Raw genomic sequence first — 5102 nt, 5'->3', positions numbered from 1 at the left:
GCTAACCATGTGCACACTTGCCCTTATCGGCACGGCTCTTTCGGTCGGCGGCGCGGGGGGGGGGGGGGCCCCCCCGGCGGGGGGGGGGGGGGCCCCCGCGGATCGGGCACGCCATCGGCGACCCCACCCCGTCTCCCTCGCTTCGCTACGCTCAGCTCGGTCGCCGACCCTCCCCTCGAGGGGGAGGGTGAGGCCTGCCTTGCCAGCCGCTCGGCGAGCTGCCGCGCGGCGGTGGCGCGCGGCGATCTTTCGGAGCGGAACCGCATCAGCCGCCGTTCGAGGTCGGCGCCATCACCGCCGAGGCCGCGCTCGGTAAGCAGCACGGCGAGCATGGCCGCCTCGAACGCCTGGCCGGTCTTTGCCGCCTCGGCGACCATGTGAGCCAGCCGCACCGGCAGCGCCAGCCTGCGCATCGCCTGCCCCGCTTCTGTCAGGCGCCCTGCGTCGTCAATGGCGTCGAGGGCACGCAGCAGCGCCTTTGCCTCGTTGAGCGCCGGGGACGGCGGCGGATCGAGGAAGGAGAGGCTCGCCGGATCGGCAACACCGAAGGCGGCGCAATCGAGCAGCAGCCCGGAAAGGTCAGCCTCGAGGATTTCGGGCGGGGTGAAGGCGGGAAGTGCCGCCGTCTGCTCGGTCCGCCACAGCCGGATGGCGACGCCCGGCTGCGTGCGCCCGGCGCGGCCGGCGCGCTGGTCGGCGGAGGCTCTGCTCACACGTACCGTCTCCAGTCGCGTCAAACCGCTGGCCGGCTCGTAGTGCGGCAGCCGCGACAGGCCGGAATCGATAACGACGCGCACGCCGTCGATGGTGATGGAGGTTTCCGCGATCGACGTCGCCAGCACCACCTTGCGGCGGCCAGGTGGCGCCGGCTTGATCGCCGCATCTTGCGCCTTGTTGTCGAGCATGCCGTAGAGCGGCACGATGTCGGTGTCGGCGCCAGTGCGCCCCTCCAGCCGCTCGGCTGTGCGCTCGATCTCGCGCTGGCCGGGGAGGAAGGCGAGCACGCTGCCGCTTTCATCGGCAAGGGCCGCGCGGATCGCCCTGGCCATGGCATCCTCGATGGGGAGACCGGCCGGCCGCTCGTCGTAGCTTATGTCGACGGGAAAGGCGCGGCCTTCGCTCTCGATCACCGGGGCGCCGGAAAGCAGCCGCGCGACACGCGCACCGTCGAGCGTCGCCGACATCACCAGCAACCGCAGATCGGGCCTCAGTGCGCCTTGCACGTCGAGCGCCAGCGCCAGCCCGAAATCGCCGTCGAGCGAGCGCTCGTGGAATTCGTCGAAGAATACCGCTGAGACACCGGGCAATTCCGGATCTTCAAGGATCATGCGGGACAGCACGCCTTCGGTGACCACGAGAATTTTCGTCCTTGCCGAGGTGCGGTTCTCCATGCGCATGGCATAACCGACCGTTTCGCCGGGCTCCTCGCCGAGCAGTTCGGCCATGCGGCGGGCAGCAGCGCGGGCAGCGAGCCGGCGCGGCTCGAGCAGAACGATCTTTCCCGTGCCGAGCCATGGCGCGTCGAGCAGCGCCAGCGGCACCAGCGTCGTCTTGCCGGCGCCGGGCGGTGCCACCAGCACGGCGCTGTTGCCATAGCCGAGCGCTTCGCTGAGCGCCGGTAGCACGGCGGAGACCGGAAGTTCCGGCAAGGGTTTTCTGGTCATTGTTTCAAGGATGCATCCATCCAATCGCGGCAGGTCCGCAGCGCCCGCATATCAGCGGTGGCAGGAGCCGCGCAACCGGGAACTGGCCACTCAAAGCCGGGTCCGCGAGAATGGGTTCCAGCGCACCGTGCCGAGCCTCACCTCCTCGCGCACCATCGTCAAAAGGCCGGAGCCGCCGACGACGGCGAGGCCGACAAGCGACAGGAAATCGGGATATTCCTGGAAGAACAGCGCGCCGAGGATCACCGCCCAGAGTATCTGCGAATAATGCGTCGGCGCAATGCGGTTGGCGGGCGCGTATTTGGCGGCCAGAAGTTGCAGCAGTTGTCCGCCCGCGGTGAAGGCGCCCGCCATCGCCAGCCACACAAGTTGTATGGCATTCGGCAAGGTAAAAGAGGTGGCGGCAGCGCCGATCCCGTTGAACAGCAGACCATAGCCGACAAGCACACCAAGCATCGTGGTGCGCTTTTCCTGCTGGGCCAGCGATCGCATCAGAATGACGCTGGTCGCGGCGAGGAAGGCGTTCACGAAGGCGGCCAAATGACCGAGATGCAGCTCGCGAAAGCCCGGCCGTACCACCAGCATCACCCCGGCAAAACCGGCGATCACGGCCAGCCATCGCCAGGGGCCGACCTTTTCCTTCAGGATGACGGTCGACAGGATGGTGACCAGCAAAGGCGCCAAAAAGATCAGGGCGTAGACTTCCGCCAGGGGGATGGTAGTGAAGGCATAGACGCTGAGCACGCCCGACGCGATGCCTGCCCAGGCCCGCGCCTGTACGGCCCATGGCCGCTTCGTGTGCCAGAAATCGCGCCAGCGTTCGCCCACTGGCCGGGTGAAGAATAGGAAAAGCCCGGCAAACAAGGTTGCGAAGAAGCCGATCTCGAAGACCGTGAATTGTCCTCCCAGGCTTTTGACAACGGCGTCGCTGCCCGAATAGCTTGCATAGGCGATAAGGGCGAGCAGAATTCCGTTCGTCACGTTTTTCCGTTTCCGGGGAGAGAGCAGAAGTGAAGATACTGGCGCTCGGTGCGCATCCGGACGACATCGAGATCTTCATGTTCGGTACGATGGCAGCCTATGCCGCGCAAGGCGAAGAACTGGTTTTTGCGATAGCCACGGACGGCGCCAAGGGTGGGAGGGGCGATCCAGGACCGCTCGCCCGCGCCCGCCGCGAGGAAGCGGCCGTGGCGGCGGACCTGCTTGGCGCAACATCGCACTTCCTCGACTTTCCGGACGGCGCGCTCACTGCCGATGCCGCGCTGATCGCGGCGTTGAGGGCGCTGATCGGCGAGGTGAAGCCGGACCTGGCGATCACCCATGCGCCGAACGACTACCATGGCGATCACCGTGCGCTGTCCGACGGCGTGCGTATCGCGGCGTCTTTCGCTGTCCCGGTTCTGCATGCCGATACGCTCGGCGGCACTGGCTTTTCGCCAACGCACTATGTCGACATCTCCAAGCATTTCGATCTCAAGGCGATGGCGATCCGGGCGCATCAGTCGCAGGATCCTGAACGTTTCGTCGATGCGGCGCGCACGCAGAACGCGTTTCGCGCCGGCCAGTGCAATGGCGCGGCCGGTTCTTTCGCCGAGGCCTTCCGCTTTGAGCCGGTCTTCCCCTTCGCCGACATCCGCGCCCTGCTGCCGCCGGCCCCGGCGATCCGGCCGGTGACGGTCAGCACCAGAACGGTCAAATGAGCCGGCACCCGGCGCACCGAACAATCTGACAGAAGCCGCCTTTCCTGAGCCAGCGCCCGGAGCCGACGCGCCATGCTGCGGTGCAGCGACGAATTCGCTTGCCTTGTTTAGTAAAAATTGCATCACTAAACAAATTACTAAACATCCGGCGCTCAACCCGTCATAGTGTTTAGGCCCCTGAGGAGGGGGGTTGAGGTTTTTGAAACCGTCATCCGGGCGCGTTTCGCAAATGGGAGGAAGGCATGAAATCGACCTTGAAACTGACGTTGGGACTGACCTCGGCGATGCTTGCGTCGACAGCCGTTTCAAACGTCGCGCAGGCGGAAGATCTGACGCTTTGCTGGGCAGCCTGGGACCCGGCGAACGCTCTTGTGGAACTGTCCAAGGATTTCACCAAGGAATCCGGCATCGGCATGAAGTTCGAATTCGTGCCGTGGACCAACTATGCCGATCGCTTCCTCAACGAACTGAATTCCAAGGGCAAGCTGTGCGACCTGATCATCGGCGATAGCCAGTGGATCGGCGGCTCCGCCGAGAACGGCCATTACGTCAAGCTGAACGATTTCTTCGACAAGGAGAAGATCAGCATGGACGACTTCGTGCCGGCCACGGTCGTCGGCTATTCCGAATGGCCGAAGAACACGCCAAACTATTGGGCGCTGCCGGCCATGGGCGACGTCGTCGGCTGGACCTATCGCAAGGACTGGTTCTCCAAGCCGGAACTGCAGAAGGAATTCAAGGAAAAGTACGGTTGGGATCTCGCAGCGCCGACGACCTTCGACCAGTTGAAGCAGATCGCCGAGTTCTTCCAGAAGCGCGAGATCGACGGCAAGACCGTCTATGGCGCGTCGATCTATACCGAGCGCGGCTCCGAAGGCATCACCATGGGCGCCATGGACGTGCTCTACAGCTTCGGCTTCAAATACGAGAATCCCGACAAGCCCTACGAGATGGACGGCTTCGTCAACTCCGAGAAATCGGTGAAGGGCCTGGAGTTCTACAAGGCGCTCTATGACTGCTGCACGCCTCCCGGGGCGTCGAACAGCTACATGGGCGAAGGCGTCGATGCCTTCAAATCCGGCCAGGTGGCGATGCACATGAACTTCGCCTTTACCTGGCCGGGCCTGCAGAAGGACGAGAATGTCGGCGGTGACAAGATCGGCTATTTCGCCAATCCCAAGGGTCCCGACGGCGATCAATTCGCCCAGCTTGGCGGCCAGGGCATCTCCGTGGTTTCCTATTCCGATAAGCAGGAAGCCGCGCTCAAATACATCAAGTGGTTCGCCAACAAGGACGTGCAGGCCAAATGGTGGTCGCTCGGCGGCTTTTCCTGCCTCAACGCCGTCGTCAAAGACCCGGGCTTTGCAACCAGCCAGCCTTACGCGCCGACCTTCCTCGACTCCATGGCCATCGTGAAGGACTTCTGGGCTGAGCCCAGCTATGCGCCGCTGCTGCAGGCGTCGCAGAAGCGCTTCCACGACTATGTCGTTGCCGGCCAGGGCTCGGCCAAGGATGCGCTCGACGGCCTGGTCAAGGACTGGACCGAGGTCTTCCAGGACGATGGCAAGATGTAGTTGTAACCGGCTCCTCCCGAGCCACGACCCCAGAGCCGGGGGGTTTTTTTTGGTGATAGACCAAAAAAAACACCCCCCCCACCCGCACGGAGAGCGGGCATGCACCGAAGATTGTGAAGATTGTTTTGGCAAGATGGTTGAGGCCGGAGGGGACCGCGGTAGGG

The 5102-nt window shown here is 64.3% G+C and carries 3 protein-coding genes and 1 pseudogene; 2 read left to right on the top strand and 2 right to left on the bottom strand.

What is annotated here, in order from left to right:
- Nucleotides 1-170: 170 nt before the first annotated feature.
- A pseudogene (gene hrpB / locus AC0L26_RS31680) lies at nt 171-1664 on the bottom strand (ATP-dependent helicase HrpB); the annotation flags it as partial.
- Between the two features lie 90 nt (nt 1665-1754).
- Complete coding sequence (locus AC0L26_RS31675) at nt 1755-2645, bottom strand: DMT family transporter (RefSeq protein ID WP_473636045.1); 891 nt, start codon at nt 2643-2645, stop codon at nt 1755-1757.
- A 29-nt stretch (nt 2646-2674) separates the two neighbouring features.
- Here AC0L26_RS31675 and AC0L26_RS31670 point away from each other — a divergent pair, with 29 nt between their 5' ends.
- Entirely contained in the window at nt 2675-3364 is a 690-nt protein-coding gene (locus AC0L26_RS31670) for a PIG-L deacetylase family protein (RefSeq protein ID WP_473636044.1), read from the top strand.
- A 242-nt stretch (nt 3365-3606) separates the two neighbouring features.
- Nucleotides 3607-4938 carry an ABC transporter substrate-binding protein gene (locus AC0L26_RS31665; protein ID WP_473636043.1) on the top strand — a complete coding sequence of 444 codons (1332 nt, stop codon included), beginning with the start codon at nt 3607-3609 and terminating at the stop codon, nt 4936-4938.
- Nucleotides 4939-5102 lie beyond the last annotated feature (164 nt).

The sequence above is a fragment of the Mesorhizobium sp. WSM4823 genome (genome assembly GCF_055811195.1).
The sequence above is the reverse complement of the archived record's forward strand: the minus strand, read 5'-3'. Positions and strand labels throughout refer to the sequence as shown.

Excerpts from the sequence above, each read along its gene's own strand:
- AC0L26_RS31665 (WP_473636043.1), top strand. The coding sequence starts at position 3,607 with ATGAAATCGACCTTGAAACTGACGTTGGGACTGACCTCGGCGATGCTT.